The 1,633-nt window shown below is 69.6% G+C and carries 2 protein-coding genes; both read right to left on the reverse strand.

What is annotated here, in order from left to right; translation table 11 throughout:
• The coding region (locus AC06E6_RS16360; RefSeq protein ID WP_478062059.1) for a cache domain-containing protein at window positions 1-882 on the reverse strand (882 nt) is incomplete at its 3' end.
• 177 nt (window positions 883-1,059) lie between these two features.
• The coding region (locus tag AC06E6_RS16365; RefSeq protein ID WP_478062061.1) for a methyl-accepting chemotaxis protein at window positions 1,060-1,633 on the reverse strand (574 nt) is incomplete at its 5' end.

Consider the following 1,633-nt stretch of genomic DNA (forward strand, 5'->3'; position numbering starts at 1 on the left):
CGCGGCCTGGTCCATGCGGTAGCTGATGATGCCGGCGTCGTGCTGGCGCTCCATCTCGCGCTGCGCGGCGATCACCGCCTGCAGCTGCGCCTGCATGCGCTGCATGCTGCCCAGCAGCTGGCCGGGTTCGTCGCGCGAGGTCTGCGCGATGGCGTTGTCCAGGCGTCCGCCGGCGATGGCGTCGGCGACGGCCGTGGCCTTGCGCAGCGGCAGCACGATGCGGCTGCCGATCACCCAGCTCAGCGCGAACACCAGCAGCACCAGCACGCCGCCGGCGACGGTCATGATGCCGGTGAAGCGCAGCGCCTGGGACTGCACGTCGTCCATGTAGACGCCGGTGGAGACGACCCAGTTCCAGGGCTTGTACATGCCGGCATAGGCGAGCTTGGGCACCGGCTTGGTCTGGCCGGGCTTGGGCCAGGCGTAGCCGACGTAGCCGCCGCCGCTTTTGGCCGCCTCGACCTGGTCGTGGTACATGCGCACGCCATCCTCGCTGCGGAAGTCCTCCATGTCCTTGCCGACCAGGTCCTTGCGGAACGGGTGCATCAGCACCACGTAGTCGGCGCTGTAGATGTTGAAGTAACTGGAGTCGCCCTTGGCGCGCATGGCTTCCAGCGCGGCCATCGCCTCGGCCTGGGCGCGTTCCAGCGGCAGGGTGCCGTCCTTGGCGCGCGCCGCGTAGTGGTCCAGCACGCCGTAGGCCAGTTCCACGTCGCTCTGCAGCGACACCTTGCGGGTTTCGTAGAGATCCACGTATTGCATGCGCGCCGCGACCACCGCCAGCGTGATCACGCCGACCGCGATGATGGCGGTGAGCAGATTGAGCTTGGCGCGTACGGTGATGTTGGAGATGAAGCTCGACCAGATGCGGAGAATGTTCATGCGCGATAGGGAATGTAGGGGGAGGGCGGCCGCGACGGGGCGTGCGGCGGCGGGGCTTCATTGCTGGATATCGGCCAGGCCCCGCGCAAGTTGAGCCGTGGCAACGCCGGCGGGGCGGCCATCCGGGCCGCGGGCCGACAGCAGAACCCCGGCATGCGCCGGGGTTCTGGGGGTGGATCAGAATTCCTGCCAGTCCGAATCAACGGCCTCGGCGACGGCCACGCGGGCCGCGGCGCGTGGCCTGGGCTGCGGCGTGTTGGCTGCCGCTGCAGGTACCGGTGCCGGTGCCGACGGTGCTGGGTTGGCGACCACCGCCGGTGCCAGCCTTGCGGTTGCGGCCGGTGCATCCTGCGCGTCGAGCCGGAACAGGGCCACGGCCTCGGCCAGGTGCGCGGCCTGTTCTTCCATCGAACGCGCGGCGGCGGTGGCTTCCTCCACCAGCGCGGCGTTCTGCTGGGTGGTCTCGTCCATCTGGGTGACGGTCTGGTTGACCTGCTCGATGCCCGCGCTCTGTTCCTGCGAGGCGGCCGAGATCTCGGCCATGATGTCGGTCACCCGCTGCACCGAGCTGACGATCTCGCCCATGGTGCTGCCGGCGCGACGCACCAGCTGCGAACCTTCGCCGACCTTGCCCACCGAGTCCTGGATCAGCTCCTTGATCTCCTTGGCGGCACCGGCCGAACGCTGCGCCAGGGTGCGCACTTCGGAGGCGACCACGGCGAAGCCGCGGCCCTGTTCGCCGGCCCGCGCC

This window comes from Stenotrophomonas sp. Steno-Z10-HUANG, from assembly GCF_056393075.1.